General features: G+C 72.7%; 20 protein-coding genes. 13 read left to right on the top strand and 7 right to left on the bottom strand.

Features of this window, described 5'->3' with window-relative positions:
* The first annotated feature begins 69 nt into the window (after nucleotides 1-69).
* The 9 genes from J5Y09_RS00875 to J5Y09_RS00835 all read left to right on the top strand — a co-directional run bounded on the left by J5Y09_RS00875 (nucleotide 70) and on the right by J5Y09_RS00835 (nucleotide 7,937).
* The gene (locus J5Y09_RS00875; protein WP_209349824.1) at nucleotides 70-354 is read left to right on the top strand and encodes a UxaA family hydrolase; all 285 of its coding nucleotides are present in this window, start codon (nucleotides 70-72) and stop codon (nucleotides 352-354) included.
* Nucleotide 355: 1 nt separating this feature from the next.
* Complete coding sequence (locus J5Y09_RS00870) at nucleotides 356-1,531, top strand: UxaA family hydrolase (protein ID WP_245216720.1); 1,176 nt, start codon at nucleotides 356-358, stop codon at nucleotides 1,529-1,531.
* An 88-nt stretch (nucleotides 1,532-1,619) separates the two neighbouring features.
* Entirely contained in the window at nucleotides 1,620-2,588 is a 969-nt protein-coding gene (locus J5Y09_RS00865; RefSeq protein WP_209349823.1) for a tripartite tricarboxylate transporter substrate-binding protein, read from the top strand.
* Nucleotides 2,588-3,586, top strand: coding sequence for an Ldh family oxidoreductase (locus J5Y09_RS00860; protein WP_209349822.1), 999 nt, complete (start codon nucleotides 2,588-2,590; stop codon nucleotides 3,584-3,586). The genes J5Y09_RS00865 and J5Y09_RS00860 overlap by 1 nt, the downstream gene beginning before the upstream one ends.
* Nucleotides 3,583-4,305 (top strand): TrmH family RNA methyltransferase, encoded by a 723-nt coding sequence (locus J5Y09_RS24700; RefSeq protein ID WP_209349821.1) that lies wholly within the window; start codon nucleotides 3,583-3,585, stop codon nucleotides 4,303-4,305. The genes J5Y09_RS00860 and J5Y09_RS24700 overlap by 4 nt, the downstream gene beginning before the upstream one ends.
* Nucleotides 4,306-4,414: 109 nt before the next feature.
* Entirely contained in the window at nucleotides 4,415-5,542 is a 1,128-nt protein-coding gene (locus J5Y09_RS00850; protein ID WP_209349820.1) for an MlaE family ABC transporter permease, read from the top strand.
* Nucleotides 5,539-6,288 (top strand): ABC transporter ATP-binding protein, encoded by a 750-nt coding sequence (locus tag J5Y09_RS00845; RefSeq protein ID WP_209349819.1) that lies wholly within the window; start codon nucleotides 5,539-5,541, stop codon nucleotides 6,286-6,288. The genes J5Y09_RS00850 and J5Y09_RS00845 overlap by 4 nt, the downstream gene beginning before the upstream one ends.
* Nucleotide 6,289: 1 nt before the next feature.
* Nucleotides 6,290-7,333 (top strand): MlaD family protein, encoded by a 1,044-nt coding sequence (locus tag J5Y09_RS00840; protein ID WP_209349818.1) that lies wholly within the window; start codon nucleotides 6,290-6,292, stop codon nucleotides 7,331-7,333.
* A gap of 1 nt (nucleotide 7,334) precedes the next feature.
* A complete protein-coding gene (locus J5Y09_RS00835; protein ID WP_209349817.1) occupies nucleotides 7,335-7,937 on the top strand; it encodes an ABC-type transport auxiliary lipoprotein family protein in 603 nt (200 codons plus the stop codon).
* Nucleotides 7,938-8,032: 95 nt separating this feature from the next.
* Here J5Y09_RS00835 and J5Y09_RS00830 read toward each other — a convergent pair whose 3' ends face one another.
* A complete protein-coding gene (locus tag J5Y09_RS00830; protein WP_209349816.1) occupies nucleotides 8,033-9,166 on the bottom strand; it encodes a homogentisate 1,2-dioxygenase in 1,134 nt (377 codons plus the stop codon).
* 59 nt (nucleotides 9,167-9,225) lie between these two features.
* Between J5Y09_RS00830 and J5Y09_RS00825 the strand changes: the two genes are divergently transcribed.
* Together J5Y09_RS00825 and J5Y09_RS00820 are read left to right on the top strand one after the other, a co-directional pair.
* A complete protein-coding gene (locus J5Y09_RS00825) occupies nucleotides 9,226-9,699 on the top strand; it encodes a MarR family winged helix-turn-helix transcriptional regulator (RefSeq protein WP_209349815.1) in 474 nt (157 codons plus the stop codon).
* A gap of 110 nt (nucleotides 9,700-9,809) precedes the next feature.
* On the top strand, nucleotides 9,810-10,493 hold the full coding sequence (locus J5Y09_RS00820; RefSeq protein WP_209349814.1) for a hypothetical protein: 684 nt from the start codon (nucleotides 9,810-9,812) through the stop codon (nucleotides 10,491-10,493).
* Between the two features lie 16 nt (nucleotides 10,494-10,509).
* Here the strand turns inward: J5Y09_RS00820 and J5Y09_RS00815 are convergent, their stop codons facing one another.
* The 6 genes from J5Y09_RS00815 to J5Y09_RS00790 are packed head-to-tail and all read right to left on the bottom strand — an operon-like array spanning nucleotide 10,510 to nucleotide 14,072.
* Nucleotides 10,510-10,710 (bottom strand): hypothetical protein, encoded by a 201-nt coding sequence (locus J5Y09_RS00815; RefSeq protein ID WP_209349813.1) that lies wholly within the window; start codon nucleotides 10,708-10,710, stop codon nucleotides 10,510-10,512.
* 45 nt (nucleotides 10,711-10,755) lie between these two features.
* The gene (locus J5Y09_RS00810) at nucleotides 10,756-11,034 is read right to left on the bottom strand and encodes an MBOAT family O-acyltransferase (RefSeq protein WP_342451383.1); all 279 of its coding nucleotides are present in this window, start codon (nucleotides 11,032-11,034) and stop codon (nucleotides 10,756-10,758) included.
* Between the two features lie 14 nt (nucleotides 11,035-11,048).
* Entirely contained in the window at nucleotides 11,049-11,927 is an 879-nt protein-coding gene (locus J5Y09_RS00805) for an MBL fold metallo-hydrolase (protein WP_209349811.1), read from the bottom strand.
* A 44-nt stretch (nucleotides 11,928-11,971) separates the two neighbouring features.
* Nucleotides 11,972-12,610: a hypothetical protein gene (locus tag J5Y09_RS00800; RefSeq protein ID WP_209349810.1), complete on the bottom strand. Its 639-nt coding sequence runs from the start codon at nucleotides 12,608-12,610 to the stop codon at nucleotides 11,972-11,974.
* Between the two features lie 3 nt (nucleotides 12,611-12,613).
* Nucleotides 12,614-12,943 carry a YnfA family protein gene (locus tag J5Y09_RS00795; protein WP_209349809.1) on the bottom strand — a complete coding sequence of 110 codons (330 nt, stop codon included), beginning with the start codon at nucleotides 12,941-12,943 and terminating at the stop codon, nucleotides 12,614-12,616.
* Nucleotide 12,944: 1 nt separating this feature from the next.
* Nucleotides 12,945-14,072, bottom strand: coding sequence for a M20 family metallopeptidase (locus J5Y09_RS00790; RefSeq protein ID WP_209349808.1), 1,128 nt, complete (start codon nucleotides 14,070-14,072; stop codon nucleotides 12,945-12,947).
* Between the two features lie 119 nt (nucleotides 14,073-14,191).
* Here J5Y09_RS00790 and J5Y09_RS00785 point away from each other — a divergent pair, with 119 nt between their 5' ends.
* Both J5Y09_RS00785 and J5Y09_RS00780 read left to right on the top strand, forming a co-directional pair.
* A complete protein-coding gene (locus J5Y09_RS00785; RefSeq protein WP_209349807.1) occupies nucleotides 14,192-14,638 on the top strand; it encodes a MaoC family dehydratase in 447 nt (148 codons plus the stop codon).
* A gap of 1 nt (nucleotide 14,639) precedes the next feature.
* Nucleotides 14,640-15,221, top strand: a complete 582-nt coding sequence (locus J5Y09_RS00780; protein ID WP_209349806.1) for an LOG family protein — start codon at nucleotides 14,640-14,642, stop codon at nucleotides 15,219-15,221.
* Nucleotides 15,222-15,270 lie beyond the last annotated feature (49 nt).

Here is a 15,270-nt window from a genome sequence, read left to right as displayed (position 1 = left end):
CGATTTGACCGCAAGGGGCCGCCCGCCTAGCGTCCGGGCAGTGAATTCCGCAGGGGAGGAGAGCACGCGATGACCGTGCATTTCTGCGTCCATGACGAAGGCGACAGCGTCGGCGTCGTGGTCGTCGAGGGTGTGAAGGCCGGCCAGACCTTGAATGGCTGGATCATGGACCAGGACAAGATGATCGAGTTCCCGGCCAGGAACGACATCCCGATCGGCCACAAGGTGGCGATCCGCCAGATCGCCAAGGGCGACACGATCATCAAGTACGGCGTCGACATCGGGCGTGCCGTCGCCGACATCGGCGCGGGGGAACACCTGCACGTGCACAACGTCAAGACGAAGCGGTGGTGAGATGGGCATCGACCTGAAGAGCGCGACCTTCGAAGGCTGGCGCCGCGAGAACGGCCGCATGGGCGTGCGCAACCACGTCCTGATCCTGCCCGTGGACGACATCTCCAACGCCGCGGCCGAGGGCGTGGCCCGCAACATCCAGGGCACGCTGGCAATCCCGCACGCCTATGGGCGGCTGCAGTTCGGCGCCGACCTCGACCTGCATTTCCGCACCATCATCGGCACGGGCTGCAACCCGAACGTCGCCGCGGTCGTGGTCATCGGCATCGAGCTCGGCTGGGCCGGCAAGGTGGCCGAGGGCATCGCCAAGACCGGCAAGCCGGTGGAATTCTTCGCCATCGAGCAGAACGGCGACATCAACACGATCGCCGCCGCGTCGCGCGCCGCCTACCGCATGGTCAAGCACGCGACGGCGCTGAAGAAGACGCGCGCGCCGCTGGTGGACCTGTGGGTCTCGACCAAGTGCGGCGAGAGCGACACCACCTCGGGCCTGGGGTCCTGCCCCACCGTGGGCAATTCCTTCGACAAGCTGTGGGCGAACGGGAACACGCTGGTGTTCGGCGAGACCACGGAGCTGACCGGCGGCGAGCACCTGGTCGCCGCGCGGTGCCGGACGCCCGAGATCCGCGCGCAGTTCATGAAGATGTTCGACCGCTACCAGGCGGTGGTCGAGGCGAACAAGACCTCCGACCTGTCGGAAAGCCAGCCCACCAAGGGCAACATCGAGGGTGGGCTGACCACCATCGAGGAGAAGGCGCTCGGCAACATCCAGAAGATCGGCAAGCACTGCACGGTCGACGGCGTGCTGGACAAGGCCGAGGAGCCCACGCATCCGGGACTGTGGTTCATGGATTCGTCGTCGGCGGCGGCGGAGATGGTGACGCTCTGCGCGGCCTCCGGCTTCGCGGTGCACACCTTCCCCACCGGCCAGGGCAACGTGATCGGCAACCCGATCGTCCCGGTCATCAAGCTCACCGCCAATCCGCGCACCATGCGGACCATGTCGGAACATGTCGACGTGGACGTGACCGGCCTGCTGCAGAAGCGGATGAACATGGACGAGGCGGGCGAGGCGCTGATCGACAGCATCATCCGCACCGCCGACGGGCAGCACACCGCGGCCGAGATCCTCGGCCACCGGGAATTCTCGCTCACGCGCCTGTACGAGAGCGCCTGACCCGCGCCGGGGGGCGAAGGCACTGCTTCCGCCCCCCGCGCGAACCGCGTTAGCCTTCCCGCCAACGACACCAACGGGAGGCTCCAGCATGCTCCAGCGTCGCCATTTGCTTGCCGCGCCGGCGCTCGCGCTGCCGGCCGCCGCCCGCGCGCAGGCGCCCTTCCCCGACCGGCCCGTGCGCTACATCGTGCCCTTCCCGCCCGGTGGCCTGACCGACATCATGGCGCGGCTGGTCGGGCAGAAGCTGGCCGAGATCTGGGGCCGGCCGGTCGTCGTCGAGAACCGCGCCGGCGGCAACGCGCTGATCGGCGCCGACGCGGTCGCGAAAAGCGCGCCGGACGGCCACACGCTGCTCGCCATCACCATGACTCACGCGGTCAACGCGACGCTGTTCCCGAACGCGCCCTTCGACTTCCGTCGCGACCTGACGACGATCTCGGTGCTCGGATCGCTGCCGCTGGTCGTCGTGGTGAACGCGGAACGCAACCCGGCGCGCACGCTGGGCGACCTGGTGCAGCAGGCGAAGCAGCGGCGGCTGAACGGCGGTTCCTCCGGCAACGGGTCGCCGCCGCATCTCGGGCTCGAACTGTTCCGCCGCGCCGCGCAGGCGGGGGACAACATCACCCATGTGCCCTATCGCGGCGGCGCGCCCTCCGTCACCGACCTCGCCGGCGGCAGCCTCGACCTCATGGTCTCCAACCTTCCCGAATGCATCGCGCAGATCCAGGCCGGCAGGCTGCGCCCCCTTGCCATCACCTCCGCCGCGCGGCATCCGCTGCTGCCGGAGGTGCCGACCGTGCGCGAAGCAGGCCAGCCGATGCTCGAGATGACGAACTGGACCGCGATGATGGCGCCCGCGGCCGTGCCCGCGCCCCTCCTCGCGCGGCTCGAGGCCGACACCCGCGCCGCCATCCGCGACGCCGATGTCGGCCGCCGCGCGCGCGACGGCGGCTTCACCGTGGAAGGCTGGGACCGCGCGCGGTCGCTCGCCTTCGTCACGGAGGAGACGGCCCGCTGGGCGCGCCTCGTCCAGGAAGCGGGGCTGCGCGCGGACTGATGCGACTTTCCCTCTCCGACGCCGAACACCTCGCCCGCCGCGCGCTCATCGCCGCGGGGGCCAATCCCGGCATGGCGGCGGCGACCGCCCGCGCGCTTGCCGCGGCGGAAGCGGCCGGGCAGGCGGGCCATGGCCTGTCGCGCGTGCCGCAATACGCGGCCTTCCTGAAGAACGGGCGCGCCGATGGCGGCGCCCTCCCGCGCATCGTCAACGAGCGCGGCGGCGCGGTGCTGGTCGATGCGCGGCACGGCCTCGCCTATCCCGCGCTGGCCGTGGCGGAATCCGAAGCCGCCTGGCGCGCGCGCGCCCATGGCGTCGCCGTCGCCGGCGTGACGAATTCCCACCATTCCGGCGCGATGGGCCTGCCCGTGGCACGGCTCGCGCAGCAGGGCCTGGTCGCGCTCGCCTTCACCAATTCGCCCGCCGCCATGCCGGTCCCGGGCGGACGACGGCCGCTGATGGGCACCAACCCGATCGCCGCCGCCTTCCCGCGCCGCGACGCGCCGCCGCTGGTCATCGACATGGCGCTGTCGGAAGTCGCGCGCGGAAAAATCATGGTCGCGGCGAAGGAAGGGCGCGCCATCCCCGAAGGCTGGGCGCTCGATGCCGAAGGCCGGCCGACGACCAATCCGCAGGCCGCGCTGTCCGGCGCCATGCTGGCGATGGGCGGCGCGAAGGGCGCGCTGCTCGCCCTCGTCGTCGAATTGCTGTGCTGCGCGCTGACGGGCGCGGCCTTCGGCTTCGAGGCCGACAGCTTCTTCGTCGACGAAGGCAACCGCCCGCGCCTGGGCCAGGCGCTGCTCGCGATCGACCCCGGTGCGCTCGCCGGCGCCGACCTCTTCGCCACGCGCATCGAGACCTTCCTCGCCGCGATGCAGGCGGATGAAGGCGTGCGCCTGCCCGGCGCGCGGCGGGATGCGCTCGCCGCCCGCGCCGCGGCCGATGGCGTCGAGATCCCCGACGCGCTGCACCAGCGACTGGTCGCCCTCGCCGCGTGACGCGCGCGCCCGACCTCGACCGCCATTGCGGCCCCGCCGCCGTGGCCGCGCTGTTCGCCCGCCGCCCGCAGGACGTCGCGCGCCTGTTCCACGTGGCCGCGCGGCGGCGGGAGGCCGGGCCCCATTGCGCCGTGCTGGCGCGCGCGCGCAAGCCGTATCGGGAAGTGCTGCCGGAGGATCTCGCGCGCATCGCCGGCACGCCGCACCATGGCGGCATCGTCGCCCTCGCCTGGCCGCGCGCGGTGCCGGCGCTCGATCCGCGCGCGCTGCCGCCCGCGCGCGTGACCCCCGTGCTGGACGGCATCGGCAATCCGCACAACCTCGGCGCCATCGCGCGCTCGGCCGCCTTCCTCGGCTGCCGCGCGCTGGTGCTGTCGGGCGATCCGCGCCAAGCGGGGCTGTCCGATGCCGCCTTCCGCACCTCCGAAGGCGGGCTGGAGGCGCTGGAGATCTTCGCCGCCCAGGACCTGCCCGCCGCGCTGCGCGCCCTGTCGCCCGCCATGCTGACGCTGGCCGCCGTGCCGCGCGGCGGCGTGCCGCCTTCCGCCGTGCCGCGCGACCGGCCGATCGCGCTGGTGCTGGGCAATGAGGAGGACGGGCTGTCCCCCGCCACGGTCGCCGCCTGCGCCGGGCGCGTCACCCTGCCCGCCGCCGGGCCTGTGGAAAGCCTGAATGTTTCGGTCGCGGCGGCGGTGCTGATCCACGCGCTGACGGGCTGATCCCGACCGCACGACGGCGCATCCTTCGCGCAGCCGCCCCGCGCGCCACGGCCGGACCTTTCCGCACGAGGCACGATCCGCGCAGGAAAGGCTTGCGGCGCGGCGCCGGATGGGTCCAATCGACCGCATGGACGGCGGCATGGGCGACGCGACGGCGCGGCTGGAAGCGACGGAGGGCTCGGGCGGCCGCGTGCTGGCCGCGCATGGCAGGCTGGACGCGGCGGCGGCGGCGCGGCTCTGGCCCGCGGCGATGCGCGCGGCGGAAGGCGGCGTCGCGGCGCTCGACCTCTCCGGCATCGAGACGATCGACACCGCCGGCGCCGTGCTGCTGCTGACCGCGGCACCCGGCGCGGAACGGCGCGGCGCCGCGCCCGCCGTCGCGGCGATGCTGGACCGCACGGAACGCGCCCTCGCCACCGCCCCGCCCGCCGGGGCGCCGCCGGACTGGCGGCCGATCACCGATCTCGGCCGCGCCACGGTCGGCCGCGCGCGCGCCGCCGTGCGCGGCATCGCCTTCGTGGGGGAGGCGCTGGTCACCGCCGGCCGCGTGCTGGCGCGCCCGCGCCTGCTGCGCGTGTCCGACCTGCTGCGCCACCTGGACGAGGTCGGCACGCGCGCCTTCCCGCTGACGCTGCTGCTCGGCTTCCTGATCGGCGTGATCCTCGCCTACCAGTCATCGATCCCGCTGCGCCGCTTCGGCGCGGAGGTCTTCGTGCCGAACCTCGTCGGCATCTCGTTGCTGCGCGAACTCGGGCCGCTGCTCGCCGGCGTGGTGCTGGCCGGGCGCACCGGGTCCGCCTTCGCCGCCGAACTCGGCACCATGACGGTGAACGAGGAAGTGGACGCGCTGAAGATCATGGGCGTCGATCCGACCGCGATGCTGGTGCTGCCGCGCCTGATCGCCGCGACGCTGGCGATGCCCGTGCTCGCGCTGCTGATGAACCTCTCGGGCCTCGCCGGCATGACGCTGATCATGGGCACGCTCGGCTATCCCTGGGCGGCGGTGCAGGCGCAGCTGCAGCAATGGCTCTCGCTGGGCGACCTGATGGGCGGGCTGTTCAAGGCGGCCTGCTTCGGCCTGGTCATCGCCGCCATCGGCTGCCGCGCGGGGCTTTCCGCCGGGCGCGGCCCGCGCGCGGTGGGCGATGCCGCGACGGCCGCGGTCGTCGGCGGCATCGTCGCCATCGTCGTCATGGACGGCGTCTTCGCCGTGCTGTTCTTCCGGCTCGGCATATGAGCGAGCCCGTCATCCGCGCCGAGAACCTCGCCGTCGCCTTCGACGGAAGGACGATCTTCAAGGACGTGACCTTCGAGGTGCGGCGCGGGGAGATCTTCGTCATCCTCGGCGGGTCGGGCTGCGGCAAGTCCACCCTGCTCAAGGCGCTGATCGGCCTGGTGCCGCTGTCGGCCGGCCATGCCTTCCTGCTGGGGGAGGATCTCGGCGCGCTCGACGACACCGCCCGCCGCGCGCTGTTGCGGCGCATCGGCGTGATGTGGCAGTCCGGTGCCCTGTTCGGGAGCATGACCCTGGCCGAGAACGTCGAACTGCCGCTCGAGGAGCACACCGCCCTGCCGCGCCCGGCGCGGGAGGCGCTGGCGCGCGCCAAGCTCGGCCTGGTCGGGCTGGGCGACGCTTCGGCGCGGCTGCCGGCGGAAATCTCCGGCGGCATGGCCAAGCGCGCGGGCATCGCGCGCGCCATGGCGCTCGACCCGCCGCTGCTGTTCCTCGACGAGCCCTCGGCCGGGCTCGACCCCATCACCTCCGCCGGGCTCGACAAGCTGATCCGCGAGATCGCGCGGGAGACCGGCACGACCTTCGTCGTCGTCACGCACGAGCTGCAATCGATCCTCGCCATCGGCGACCGCTGCATCATGCTCGACAAGCAGGCCCAGGGCATGATCGCGGAGGGCGACCCGAAGCGCCTGCGGGACGAGAGCGACCACCCCACCGTGCGCGCCTTCTTCCGGCGCGAGGCCGCCTGAGATGGCCGCCGCGCCCCGCCCGCTTTACCTGCGCGTCGGCATGCTCGTCCTGGCCGGGCTCGGCCTGGCGGTGGGCTTCGTGCTGTTCCTCACCTCCGGCACCTTCAGCGGCAAGCAGCTGGTGTTCGAGACCTATGTGCGGGAATCCGTCGCCGGTCTCGACGTGGGCGCGCCGGTGCGCTTCCGGGGCGTGCCGGTGGGGCGCGTGACGGAACTCGGCCTCGTCTCCGTCGTCTATGCCGGCTTCACGCGCGGCGTGGACGACACGACGAGCCGCCTCGTGCTCGTCCGCTTCGCCGTCGATCCCACCCGCTACGGCCGCTCCCCGGTCGAGGACGCGGTGCGCGCGGGGCTGCGCGTGCGCATCGCCTCCCAGGGCGTCACCGGCCTGTCCTACCTCGAGGTGGATTTCGTCGATCCGGCGCGCTTCCCCGTCCCCGACGTGCCCTGGACGCCGACCTTCCCGCGCATTCCCTCCGTCCCGTCCACCATCACCCAGGTGACGAGCGCGGCGGAGCGGCTGCTCACCCGCCTCGACGCGCTCGACATCGAGGGGCTGCTCGACGCCGCGACGGGCGTGCTCAACGACATCCGCACCCAGGTCAGCGGCCAGGGCGACATGGCGACGACGCTGCGCGAGGCCGCCGTCACCATGGCCGCGCTGCGCGAGGCGATCCAGGGCGCGGAACTCGCCGGCGCGGTGCGCGACATCCGCACCGCCGCGACGCGCCTGGGCGCGGCGGGGGAAGCGGCGGAGAACCTCCTCGCCGGGCCGGAGATCACCACCGCCGCGGCCAATATCGGCCAGGCGGCGGCGGACCTGCGCACCACGATCGCGCGCCTGCCCGCGGTGATCGCCGCGCTGGAGGCGACGCTGCGCAGCGTGCGCGGCACCACCGGCGACGCGCAGGCCGACCTCGGCCCGCTGCTGCGCGACCTGCGATCGACCGCCGCCAGCCTGCGCGACACGGCCGAGGCGCTGCGCCGCAGCCCGTCGCAATCGCTGTTCGGCGCACCGCCGCCACCGCCCCGGGATCGCCGCTGACATGACCGCCCGCCGCACGCTGCTGATCGCGCCGCTGCTCGCCGCCTGCTCGGTGCTGCCCGACAGGCCCTATGTGGAGACGCGGCGCTTCCCGCTCGAACCCCGGCGGGAGGGCGCGCCGCGCGCCGGGCGCGGGCGGCGGTCGCTGCTGGTGCGCACGCTGCGCGCGGGGGCGGGGATGGACACGCGCAACCTGCGCACCGTCCGCCCCGACGGCACCGAGTTCCTGGACTTCTACGCCGAATGGGCGGCGCCGCCGGCCGAGGCGGCGGAACAGGCGCTGCGGCGCTGGCTGCTCGATGCGCGGCTGTTTTCCGCCATCCTCGCGCCGGGGTCGCGCGTGACGCCGGACTTCGTGCTGGAAGGGGAATTCACACGCCTCGCGGCGGTCCAGGGCGAAGGCGCGGCGCGGGCGGAACTGACCATGCTGCTGGTCGACGAACGGCAGGGCAGCCGCCTGGTCGGGCAGATGGTGAGCAGCGGGTCGGCGCCGCTGCCCGGCGGCACGGCGGAACCCTCGCCCGAACAGGCGGCGCAGGCGATGGGCGCGGCGCTGGGGAACGCGCTCGCGTCGCTGGAGCAGGCGCTGGCGCGGTTTTCGTGACGGTCGGGGGAGGGGAACCTCCCCCGAACCCCCTCCCTTCTTTGTCGATTGGTTCCAGGGAAGGTTGAGGGCGGGACGTTATCTTCTCCCTCCTGCTACGCCGGCTTCACCCGCCAGGACTGCGCGTAATCCCCCCATTCCACCGCGCTCGCCGCGGCGCCGATCTCCAGCGCGTCGCGCGTGTCCAGCATCACCGCGTATTCGTCCGTGGCCGGCTTCTTCGGCGTGAAGGCGTTTCCCAGCGCCTTGGGATGCGGGCCATGGGTGAAGCCGCAGGGATGCAGCGTCATCATCCCCGCATGGATGTTGTCGCGGGAGAAGAAATCCCCCGCGTGGTAGAACAGCACCTCGTCGTAGTCGTCGTTGTTGTGGAAGAAGGGCACCTTCAGCGCGCCGGGATCGGTCTCGAACGGCCGCGGGCAGAAGGTGCAGATGACGAAGCGGTTCGCGACGAAGGTCGTGTGCGCCGAAGGCGGCAGGTGGTAGCGGTGGGACATCAGCGGGCGGATGTCCTCGACGTTCAGCCGCACGGGTGAAAGATCCCCGTGCCAGCCCACGGCGTCGAGCGGGTTGAACGGATAGGTCACGGTCGAGATCGCGTTGCGCCGCTTGATGCGCACCGCCCATTCGCTCTCATCCGCCTGGGCGCGGAAGGCCTCGTCCAGCCGCGGCGTCTCGAGCACCGCGGGGTCGAAGACGGCATGCTTGCCGACCATGCCGCGGTCGGGCAGCTGGAAGGTCGATCCCGTCGCCTCGATCAGCAGCGCGACCACGGGGGCGCTGCATTCCATGCGCCACATCGTCGATCGCGGCAGCACCACGTAGTCGCCGGCGCGGAAGGACAGCCGCCCGTAGTCGCAGAAGATGTCGCCCGCGCCCTGGTGGATGAACAGCAGCTCGTCGCCGTCGCCGTTGCGCGCGAGATGATCCATCCGCGCCGGCGCGCGCCACAGCCGCAGCCGCACATGCGCGTTGAACAGGATCTCGGCCGCGTCCCAGGGGGATGCGTGCTCCGCGTTGATCTTCGCCAGGTCGAAGGCGCGCGGCCGCAGCGGCCCTTCCCAGGACGTCCAGCCGGTAGGCGGATGCCGGTGATGCATGTGCGTCGCCGGGCCGAAGAAGCCTTCCTTGCCCAGCTCCCGCTCGAAGGTGCCCTCCGGCAGGTCGGCATGCGCCTGGCGGGAGGAAAGCCCCTCCGACCGCGGGAAGGGGATGTACTGGCGCGTCATGGCGACGGGTCCTCCTCGGGCGCTTGCCCGCCCGGCGAAATTGGTTTCACATGAAACCGATGTCAAGCGAACCGGGTTTCGACCTCGACGCCTTCCTGCCCTACCGGCTCTCGGTCGCCTCCAACCGCGTCTCCCGCCTGTTCGCCCGCCGCTATGCGGAGGAATTCGGCCTGACCATCCCCGAATGGCGCGTGCTCGCGGTGGTGGGTGCGGACGGCACGGCGACGGCGCGCGCGGTGCGCGACCGGACGGGCATGGACAAGGCGAAGGTCAGCCGCGCGGTCGCGGCGCTGCTCGAACGCCGGCTGCTGCGCCACGCGCCGCATCGCGGCGACCGGCGGCTGGAACCGCTGGTGCTGTCCGCCGCCGGCCGGCGCGTCTTCGACGCCATCGTCCCCCGCGCCCGCGCGCTCGAGGCCGAGCTGACCGCCGCGCTGGCGCCGGCGGCGCGCGCCGCGCTGGACTCCGCCCTCGCCCTGCTCGCCGCCCGCGCGGCGGGGCTGGCGGAGGAGGAGGCCGGCGGGCCGGACTGAAGCGTTTCGCAGCCCGCGCGCAGGCCGGTTGGCGCCGGGCGCCGGGCTCGGCTAGCCTTCGCGCCCGGAAAGGACGGGCCGGTGCCCGCGCCGCTTTGAGGAGAGCCCGCATGCTGATGCGACGCCTGGTCACCGCTGCCGCGGCAGCCTTCCTGGCGCTCGGCGCCCTGCCCGCGGGGGCGCAGGCGCAGACCGGCGACCCGTCCTTCAACCTCGTGAACCGCAGCGCGCGGACGATCTACGAGGCCTACGCCTCCCTCACCACCGACCAGAACTGGGGCCAGGACCGGCTCGGCACCAACGTGGTGCCGGCGGGGCGCTCCTTCGTCGTCCGCCTGCCGCAGGGCCCCTGCATGTACGACGTGCGCGTCGTCTACGACCGCCAGGGCGGCCCCTCGGAGGAACGGCGCAACATCAACCTGTGCAACGTGACCGAGCTCGCCTTCGACGGGCGGCAGGCGCAGCAGGGCGGCCCCGGGCAGCAGGGCGGCCAGGCGCCGCAGCAGCAGGCGCGGCCGCCGCAGGGCGGGCCTTCGGGCAACCCGTCCTTCAACCTGGTGAACCAGGGGCGCACGACGGTGATGCAGGTCTTCGCCTCGCTCACCACCGACAACAACTGGGGGCCCGACCGCCTCGGCGCGGATACGGTCGCACCCGGCGCCGTCTATCCGGTGCGCCTGCCGGAAGGGCCGTGCATGTACGACATCCGCTTCGTCTACGACAGCGGCCAGCCGCAGGAACGGCGCAACGTGAACCTCTGCGAGATCACCAACATCACGGTGCCGCTACAGTAGCGGCCACCGCCCGCCTTCAGGGGAGGAGCGAGGCGAAATCCTCGCTCGCATCGGGCGCGCCGTCCGCGGCGCGCGCGAGATGCGCCATGATCCGCTCGGCGATCGCGTCGCGGTCGTGCATCGGGTCCCAGTAATGCGTCGGCTCGCGCGTGATCGGGCTGGCGCGCAGGAAGTCCATCACCACCGTCCCCGGCCGCGCGCGCGCGATCTCCGCCACGCGCCGCTTGCAGGCTTCCGTCACCGCGGCGCCGTGCAGCCCGCCCTACACCGCGAAGGTCCAGTTCGCGCCGCGCCAGAGGCCCGCGAGCAGCATCGTCGCCACTACCTTGCGCGCCTGCAGCAGGGCCCCGCCGCGGTTGCCGCCCACCGGGATGCAGAGGTTGTCGCGCAGGACGCGCGACAGCGTCATGTGCCAGCGCCGCCAGAAGTCACGGATCAAGGTGGCGCGGCAGGGCGCGTCGACGTTCACCGGCATGCGCAGCCCGAACATCAGCGCGAGCCCGATCGCCATGTCGCAATAGCCGGAGACGTCGAAACAGATCCGCCCCGCCGCGTCTAGGCCAGCGCGCCCGCCCTGCGGGTCGTCACCGGCACCAGCAGGTAGCGCACCCCGTTGCTCTCGGCCGGTGGGAAGCGCCCGGCGCGGATGTTCACCTGGATGGCCGGCAGCAGCAGCAGCGGCGCGGCCAGGGTCGCGTCCCGCGCGGTGCGGAAGGCGACGAACTCGTCCTCCGTCACGCCGTCCTTCACATGCGGGTTGTGCGCCCGCTGCTCGGCCACCGTGGACTGCCAGGCATAGGCGTCCCGCCCCGGCGCCTTGTAGTCGTGGCACATCCACAGCCGCGTTTCCGGCGGCAGGGCGAGCAGCCGCTTCATCGACCGGAACAGCGTGCGCGCGTCCCCGCCCGGGAAGTCGGCCCGCGCCGTGCCGTAGTCGTGCATGAACAGCGTGTCGCCGACGAAGACGTCGTCGCCGATGCGGTAGGCGATGCAGGCCGGGGTGTGGCCGGGCGTGTGGATCACCTCGACTTCCAGCGACCCCAGCGCGAAGCGCTCCCCATCGGCGAACAGCCGGTCGAAGTCGCCGCCGCCGGGCTTCACGTCCTCCGCCTGGAACATCGGGCGGAAGATCGCCTGCACATCGCGGATATGCTCCCCGATGCCGATCGGCGCGCCGGTGCGCGCCTTGATGTAGGGCGCAGCGGTCAGGTGGTCGGCATGGGCGTGGGTCTCCAGCACCCAGTCGATCGCGACACCTTCCTCCGCCGCCGCGGCCAGGACGCGGTCGGCGAAGGCGACGTCGGCGGTGCCCGCGCGGTTGTCCCAGTCGAGCACCGGGTCGATCACCGCCCCGCGCTTCGTCGCGGGGTCCCAAACCAGGTATGAGACGGTGTTGGTCGGCTCGTCGAAGAAGGCACGGATGGCGGCGGGCATGGCGGTCCTCCACCGCGCATCATGGCAGATGCGCGGCCGCGCCGTCAGCGCCCGGCCGCGTCCCAGTCCACGGCGGACAGCGCGGCGACCGTGCCGGCGACCCGTTCCACCAGCAGCGCGGCATGCTCCTCCAGCCGGTCGGCGCGGATCCGGTCCCAGCCGCTCATGCCCGGCGCGATGCCGAGCAGCGCCTCGAAGGATGTCGAATGGCGGGTGCGCTGGTCGGGCAGCCGCACCACCTGGACCGCCCAGCGCAGCCCCTGCCCGCGGCTGGCGGTGTCCATCCACAGCCGCATCGGCACCGGCGCCCGCGCCGCGATCATCAGGAATTCCATGCGGCCGGCGGCGACCGGCTTTTCCCCGAAGCGCTCCGCCAGCATGGGGAACAGCACCTTCCGCAGCGCCGCGGTGGTCGGCAGGTGCGCGATCCCCGCCAGCGGCCCGCCCTCCCGATGGCGGGCGCAGGCGGCGAGGAACGCCGCGCGCTCCTCGGCCGGGACTTCCCCCATCGCGAGCCGCGTGAGGAAACCGAGGTCCCGGCGCCCCGGCTCGGCGGCGAGTTCCACCGCGACGGTCCTGGCCATCTCGCAGGGCGTCCGGGCGAGGGTGGCGAGGCCGTCGGCCAGCTCCCTCTCCCACATCGCCGCGACGATGCCGCGCAGCGCGGCCGGGACAGGGTCCATGGTTCAGCTCCCGCGCGGCGCGAACAGGATCAGCGCCGCGCCGCCGAGGCACAGCGCGGCGCCGGCCAGGTCCCACCGGTCCGGCCGCGCGCCTTCAACACCCCACATCCACAGCAGCGAGGCGGCGATGTAGACGCCGCCATAGGCGGCGAAGGCGCGCCCCGCCGCGTCCGTTTCCACCCGCGTCAGCAGCCAGGCGAACAGCGCCAGCAGCGCGATGCCGGGGATGAGCCACAGCGCGCTGCGCCCGAGCCGCAGCACCGCCCAGACCGCGAAGCAGCCGCCGATCTCGGCCGCGGCGGCCAGCGCGTACAGGCCGCCCGCGCGCAGCATGTCAGTCGATCGTCTCGAGCAATTCGCACAGCGTCGCGCAGCGCGGCGCGAGGTCCTGCCACAGGATGTGCTCGAAGGGCGCATGCGCCCCCGCGCCCGTGCAGCCCAGGCCATCGAGCGTGGGGATGCCCATCGCCGCGGTGAAGTTGCCGTCCGACCCGCCGCCGCGATGCTGCTTGGGCAGGTCGTAGCCGTGCCGCGCCGCGATGCCGCGCGCCATCTCGTGCAGCGCGGCGATCTGAGGCGTCTCGACCATGGGCGGGCGGTTCATCCCGCCCTCCACCTCGATGCGGATGCCGTCCGCCTCCCCGGCCATGCCGAGGATGATGCGCTCGATCCGTTCGCCCTCGGGGATGGAGGTGACGCGGCAATCGATCTCGCAGCCGGCTTCGGGCGGCACCACGTTCGGCCGCGTGCCGCCCCAGATCGGCGCGACATTCGTCGTCGTCCCGCCGGCCAGGTCGGTCAGGGCATGGATCTCCAGGATCTTCCGCGCCAGCGCCACCACCGCGCTGCGCCCGTCCTGCCAGTTGCCGCCGGCATGGGCGGACACGCCATGCACCTTCATCACGAAGCGGCCCACGCCCTTGCGCGCCGTGACGCAGGACCCGCCGATGCCGGCGGGTTCGGGGATCAGCACGGCGCGGGCACCCGCCGCGGCGCGCTCGATCGGCGCGCGGGATGTAGGGCTGCCAACTTCCTCGTCCGGCGTCAGCAGCAGGACGATGGGGCGCTTCGTCGCGACCTTGCCGCGCAGGATCTCCCGCACCGAATGGAAGGCGAAGAAGGATCCGGCCTTCATGTCGTAGATGCCCGGCCCGTGCGCCTTCGCGCCATCGATGCGGAAGGGCATCGGCCCGGCGAGCGTGCCGTGGTCCCACACCGTATCGAGGTGCCCGGCCACCACCACCGGCGCGCCTTCGCCCGGCGTGCGGGCGACCAGCGTATCGCCATAGCCGTCAGTGCCGGGAATGCGCTCGATCGCCGCGCCCACCGCGCGCAGCTCGGCCTCGGCGCGGCCGATCAGCCCGTTCACCGCGGCGGCGTCCGTCGTCGGCGTCTCATGCTCCACCCAGCTCCGGAGCTCCTCGAGAATCCGTTCCGACGTTCCGATCTGGGCCTGCGGCATGGGATGCTGCCTTTCTGCTGGAAGGCGCTTCTTCTCGCCGCGGCCTTTTCGCTTGTCCATCCCGCGCGGCGCCGGTAACGACCGATCCCGCAGCGCAGCAAACGGGACCCGGATCGCCCATGCCCGAGCTTTACTTCTTCGAGGACCTGTCGGTCGGCCTGACGGCGAAGTTCTCCAAGACCATCACCGAGGCCGACATCGTGCTGTTCGCCGCCGTGACCGGCGACACCAACCCGATGCATCTGGATGCCGAATACGCCGCGACCACCATCTTCAAGGAGCGCATCGCGCACGGGATGCTGGCGGCGGGGCTGATCACCAAGGTGCTCGGCACGCAGTTGCCGGGCCCGGGCACGATCTACATGTCGCAGTCGCTGAAGTTCCGCGCGCCGGTCAAGATCGGGGAGACGGTGACCGCGACGGTGGAGGTGATGGCGCTGCACCCCGACAAGCACCGCGCGACCCTGCGCACCGTCTGCACCGTGAAGGGCGAGCCGGTGCTGGAGGGCGAGGCCTATGTCTCCGTCCCTTCCCGCGCCAGCCAGGCCGTGAAGGCCGCGGAATAGCATGCGCCGCGTCTGTGTCTTCTGCGGTTCGGCCGCCGGCGCGCGGCCCGAATACGCCGCGGCGGCCGAAGCGCTCGGCCGCGCCATCGCCGCGCGCGGGCTGGGCCTCGTGTTCGGCGGCGGCGCCGTCGGGCTGATGGGCATCGTCTCCCGCGCCGCGCTCGCCGCCGGCGCGCCGGTGACCGGCATCATCCCGCATGGGCTGGTGATGCGCGAAGCGGGCAACCGCGACCTGCCCGACCTGCGCGTCGTCGCATCGATGCATGAACGCAAGGCGATGATGGCGGAGATGTCGGACGGCTTCCTCGTCCTGCCCGGCGGCTACGGCACGCTCGAGGAAGTGGTCGAGGCGCTGACCTGGCTGCAGCTCGGCATCCATCGCAAGGGCGTCGCCTTCGTCGACACGCTCGGCTTCTGGTCGCGGCAGATGGCGATGCTGGACCACATGGTGGCGGAAGGCTTCCTGAAGCCCGAGATGCGGCGGATGGCGATGATCGCGCCGGATGCCGAGGGCGCGCTCGATGCGCTGGCCGGCTTCGCCGCGCCCGACGTTCCGCGCTGGCTGGTGCCTGGGGAAGCCTGAGGCCAGGGGGAGAAGGGAACCTCTCGCCCCGGACCGGGCGCCCACCGGC

It is taken from the genome of Roseomonas nitratireducens (assembly GCF_017813355.1).
In the GTDB taxonomy this organism is placed as follows: Bacteria; Pseudomonadota; Alphaproteobacteria; order Acetobacterales; family Acetobacteraceae; genus Neoroseomonas; species Neoroseomonas nitratireducens.
This window is presented reverse-complemented; position numbering and strand designations above follow the sequence as displayed.

Excerpts from the sequence above, each read along its gene's own strand:
- J5Y09_RS00825 (WP_209349815.1), top strand. The coding sequence starts at position 9,226 with ATGTCAAGCGAACCGGGTTTCGACCTCGACGCCTTCCTGCCCTACCGG.
- J5Y09_RS00840 (WP_209349818.1), top strand. The coding sequence starts at position 6,290 with ATGGCCGCCGCGCCCCGCCCGCTTTACCTGCGCGTCGGCATGCTCGTC.
- J5Y09_RS00800 (WP_209349810.1), bottom strand. The coding sequence starts at position 12,610 with ATGGACCCTGTCCCGGCCGCGCTGCGCGGCATCGTCGCGGCGATGTGG.
- J5Y09_RS00790 (WP_209349808.1), bottom strand. The coding sequence starts at position 14,072 with ATGCCGCAGGCCCAGATCGGAACGTCGGAACGGATTCTCGAGGAGCTC.
- J5Y09_RS00780 (WP_209349806.1), top strand. The coding sequence starts at position 14,640 with ATGCGCCGCGTCTGTGTCTTCTGCGGTTCGGCCGCCGGCGCGCGGCCC.
- J5Y09_RS00865 (WP_209349823.1), top strand. The coding sequence starts at position 1,620 with ATGCTCCAGCGTCGCCATTTGCTTGCCGCGCCGGCGCTCGCGCTGCCG.
- J5Y09_RS00805 (WP_209349811.1), bottom strand. The coding sequence starts at position 11,927 with ATGCCCGCCGCCATCCGTGCCTTCTTCGACGAGCCGACCAACACCGTC.
- J5Y09_RS00875 (WP_209349824.1), top strand. The coding sequence starts at position 70 with ATGACCGTGCATTTCTGCGTCCATGACGAAGGCGACAGCGTCGGCGTC.
- J5Y09_RS00795 (WP_209349809.1), bottom strand. The coding sequence starts at position 12,943 with ATGCTGCGCGCGGGCGGCCTGTACGCGCTGGCCGCCGCGGCCGAGATC.
- J5Y09_RS00870 (WP_245216720.1), top strand. The coding sequence starts at position 356 with ATGGGCATCGACCTGAAGAGCGCGACCTTCGAAGGCTGGCGCCGCGAG.
- J5Y09_RS00845 (WP_209349819.1), top strand. The coding sequence starts at position 5,539 with ATGAGCGAGCCCGTCATCCGCGCCGAGAACCTCGCCGTCGCCTTCGAC.
- J5Y09_RS00830 (WP_209349816.1), bottom strand. The coding sequence starts at position 9,166 with ATGACGCGCCAGTACATCCCCTTCCCGCGGTCGGAGGGGCTTTCCTCC.
- J5Y09_RS00860 (WP_209349822.1), top strand. The coding sequence starts at position 2,588 with ATGCGACTTTCCCTCTCCGACGCCGAACACCTCGCCCGCCGCGCGCTC.
- J5Y09_RS00785 (WP_209349807.1), top strand. The coding sequence starts at position 14,192 with ATGCCCGAGCTTTACTTCTTCGAGGACCTGTCGGTCGGCCTGACGGCG.
- J5Y09_RS00850 (WP_209349820.1), top strand. The coding sequence starts at position 4,415 with ATGGGTCCAATCGACCGCATGGACGGCGGCATGGGCGACGCGACGGCG.
- J5Y09_RS00835 (WP_209349817.1), top strand. The coding sequence starts at position 7,335 with ATGACCGCCCGCCGCACGCTGCTGATCGCGCCGCTGCTCGCCGCCTGC.
- J5Y09_RS00820 (WP_209349814.1), top strand. The coding sequence starts at position 9,810 with ATGCTGATGCGACGCCTGGTCACCGCTGCCGCGGCAGCCTTCCTGGCG.